We start from the raw sequence: 3,280 nt of genomic DNA, 5'->3' as shown, positions 1-3,280 counted from the left end.
TTTTTGACGTCAGCCTTTGCCAATGTTGAAAGGACCCATCGATCAGAACCGACCGAATCGTCCATCCAATTTTTTGCATCTGGTCGTCGCGAGCAGCGCACGACGACCATTTTCCACCTCAGGATTAGTTCGAGAGTTCTCTGCGGATGATTTCTGCACCGGCACTTAAGGCGTTCAGCTTGCCTCTTGCGACTCCTCGGGGCAAGGGCGCCATGCCGCAGTTGGTGCAAGGATAGAGCTTGTCGGCATCGACAAACTGAAGTGCTTTGCGTAATGTATTGGCGACTTCTTCTGGCGTTTCAATCGTATGGTTTGCCACGTCAATGGCGCCAACCATCACTTTTTTTCCGCGAATGAGCTCGATCAGATCCATTGGAACATGAGAGTTGTGGCATTCCAGCGAGACGATATCGATGCTGGCCTTTTGCAACTTGGGAAAAGCTTCTTCATATTGTCGCCACTCGGAGCCCAGCGTCTTTTTCCAATCTGTATTGGCCTTGATGCCATAGCCATAGCAAATATGGACAGCAGTTTCACACTTCAGTCCTTCAATGGCCCGTTCCAGCGTAGCGACGCCCCATTCATTCACCTCATCAAAGAAGACATTGAATGCAGGCTCATCAAACTGGATGATGTCAACACCGGCGGCTTCCAGCTCCCGGGCTTCCTGATTGAGGATTTTGGCAAATTCCCAAGCCAGCTTTTCACGGCTTTTGTAATGGTCGTCATAAAGCGTGTCGATCATCGTCATGGGGCCTGGCAGAGCCCATTTGATCGGCTGCGTGGTCTGCTGACGCAAGAACCTGGCGTCTTCGACAAACACCGGCTTCCGGCGAGCCACGGCGCCCACGACCGTCGGCACGCTCGCATCATAGCGATCGCGAATTCTGACGGTCTTGCGGTTCTCAAAATCAACGCCGTCCAGGTGCTCGATAAACGTCGTCACGAAATGTTGACGCGTCTGTTCGCCATCACTGACGATGTCGATGCCTGCATGTTGCTGTTCCTGCAGCGACAGACGCAAGGCGTCTTGCTTGCCCTCGCTCAATCCCTCATCTTGCAGTTTCCAGGGCGACCAGAGCTTCTCGGGTTCTGCAAGCCAGGAAGGTTTAGGCAGGCTGCCGGCAGTTGAAGTGGGTAACAATTGTTTCATGATAGGTGACCTGATATTTTTGATTAATCAAAGAGGGTTATTGGCGGACCATTGCTCAAGAATCGCGTGGTACGGTTTGATGAAATTTTCTTCGACAAACCTGCCCTGCTCTATCGCCAGCCGGCTACGTTCTTCTCGATCGTAAACAATCCTGGTTAATGAATAATCCTGGTGCTTCAGGCTTGGCTGATAGGATTTTCCCGCCGCAGAATTCGCGTTGTAGATCTCAGGGCGGTAAATCTTCTGGAAGGTGTCCATCGTACTGATGGTGCCGATCAGCTCAAGATTGGTGTAGTCACCCAGCAGATCGCCCGAAAAATAAAAAGCCAAAGGCGCGGCGCTGTTCGGCGGCATGAAGTAGCGAACCTTCATGCCCATTTTTTTGAAATATTCATCGGTCGGAGAATATTCATTTTGCTGATATTCAACACCCAATACAGGGTGCTGATTTTCAGTCCGATGATAAGTCTTGCTGCTCGACACACTCAGACAGATGACGGGTGGTTTCTTGAAATGATCTTTGTACGTGTCTGAATTCACGAAGCACTTGAACAGCTTTCCATGCAGCTCGCCAAAATTATCCGGAGCGCTGAATTCGGGCCGATTTTTATTGTGCTCCAGCAGTAGCACGCTGAAATCGTAGTCGCGCACGTAAGACGAGAAATTATTACCTGCGATGCCCTCAATGCGTTCGCCGGTTTTTCGGTCGAGAATGTTGGTCTTCAATATTTCAATCAAAGGAAGAGCATTGCCGCTGCTCTCGCCATCGATATTCATCTCGACGGAAATGATTTCAAGTGCGACGGTATAACGGTCGCCTTTGGGATTGTCCCAATGCGCCAAGGCATTGAAACGATTGTCGATCATGCTGAAGGTGTTGCGCAGGTTCTCCTGGCGACTCTGCCCTCGCGCCAGATTGGCAAAGTTGGTAGTAATGCGCGTAGTGTCCGAGGGACGATAGTCTTCATCAAAGCTGATGCTCTTGATGGCAAATGTGAATTCTTTACTCATGGTGATCTTGCGCCTTAATTTCTGAGATAAAACCTGCGTTTATTTCTTCATCAAGACGAATCTTATGTTGAGCTATCCATGAATAAAAGTGAATTTATCTCATAAAACCATTATTAATACTCATATATTGATTCCAAGGGCTTGTGTCATGGCGATCTGGGACATGCCTCGGACGGCAGGCCGCGCGTACACCGCAATCGTTGCATTGATCCCGCTGCCGCGAAGCATCAAGCCGTCGCAGGTCCTTTGGCTTGTTCGATAAATGCACGCAGGTAATCGATGCTCACGTCGGTCTCGCGTGCACCCAGAAAGATGTGTTTGGCAATGCCGTTCTTGCCCAGCCGGACCGGCACTACATCCATTTTGTCCGCGTATTCGAGCACCAGCCAGCGCGGCAGCGCAGCCACGCCGCGGCCGCTGGCGACCATCTGCAGCATGATGTCGGTGGTCTCGATCGGCTTATGACGTTTGGGCGTGATTCCGGCCGGCGTCAAGAACATGCTGTAGATATCCAGGCGGTCGACCGGCACCGGGTAGGTCACCAGAACTTCATTGCTCAGTTGCTTGGGCTTGACGTATTCCTCTTTGGCCAGTTTGTGGCCGCCGGCAACGACGAGGACTTGTTCGTAGTCGAACACCGGCTCGAATACGAGACCCGGCTTGTCCAGCGGATCGGGCGTGACCAGCAGGTCGATCTCGTAGCCGAACAGCGCGCCGATGCCGCCGAACTGGAATTTCTGTTTGACGTCCACATCCACATCCGGCCACGCGGCCAGATAGGGCGACACGACTTTCAATAACCATTGGTAACAAGGATGGCATTCCATGCCGATGCGCAGCGCGCCTCGCTCACCCTGGGCAAACTGCTGCAAACGTTCTTCCGCCAGATTGAGCTGCGGCAGCACCCGGTTGGCCACCGCCAGCAGATACTGCCCGGCCTGGGTCAGGCGCAGGCTGCGGCCTTCGCGCAGCCAGATGTCGGTGCCCAGCTGCTGTTCCAGCTTTTTCATGCTGTGGCTTAAAGCCGACTGCGTCACGTGCAGCACGCCAGCGGCTGCGGTCAGCGAACCTTGCTTTTCCACCTCTTGTACGATGGATGTTGATTTGCTCGCGGAA

Annotated in this window: 3 protein-coding genes; all 3 read right to left on the bottom strand. The window is 52.6% G+C overall.

Translation table 11 applies throughout. From position 1 onward, the window contains the following. Positions 1–124 precede the first annotated feature (124 nt). The gene (locus tag HLUSI_RS0117300; protein WP_029363667.1) at positions 125–1,153 is read right to left on the bottom strand and encodes a methionine synthase; all 1,029 of its coding nucleotides are present in this window, start codon (positions 1,151–1,153) and stop codon (positions 125–127) included. 27 nt (positions 1,154–1,180) lie between these two features. Next, positions 1,181–2,164 carry a DUF1852 domain-containing protein gene (locus HLUSI_RS0117295; RefSeq protein ID WP_016835158.1) on the bottom strand — a complete coding sequence of 328 codons (984 nt, stop codon included), beginning with the start codon at positions 2,162–2,164 and terminating at the stop codon, positions 1,181–1,183. Positions 2,165–2,391: 227 nt separating this feature from the next. After that, positions 2,392–3,258: a LysR family transcriptional regulator gene (locus HLUSI_RS0117290; protein ID WP_029363666.1), complete on the bottom strand. Its 867-nt coding sequence runs from the start codon at positions 3,256–3,258 to the stop codon at positions 2,392–2,394. Positions 3,259–3,280 lie beyond the last annotated feature (22 nt).

The organism is Herbaspirillum lusitanum P6-12, from assembly GCF_000256565.1.
GTDB classification, from domain to species: Bacteria; Pseudomonadota; Gammaproteobacteria; order Burkholderiales; family Burkholderiaceae_D; genus Herbaspirillum; species Herbaspirillum lusitanum.
Note: the sequence above shows the minus strand (reverse complement) of the source record. Positions and strands in the feature narration are given on the sequence as shown.

Bases quoted from the DNA above. Each gene is read 5' to 3' on its own strand.
- HLUSI_RS0117295 (WP_016835158.1), bottom strand. From the start codon at position 2,164: ATGAGTAAAGAATTCACATTTGCCATCAAGAGCATCAGCTTTGATGAA.
- HLUSI_RS0117300 (WP_029363667.1), bottom strand. From the start codon at position 1,153: ATGAAACAATTGTTACCCACTTCAACTGCCGGCAGCCTGCCTAAACCT.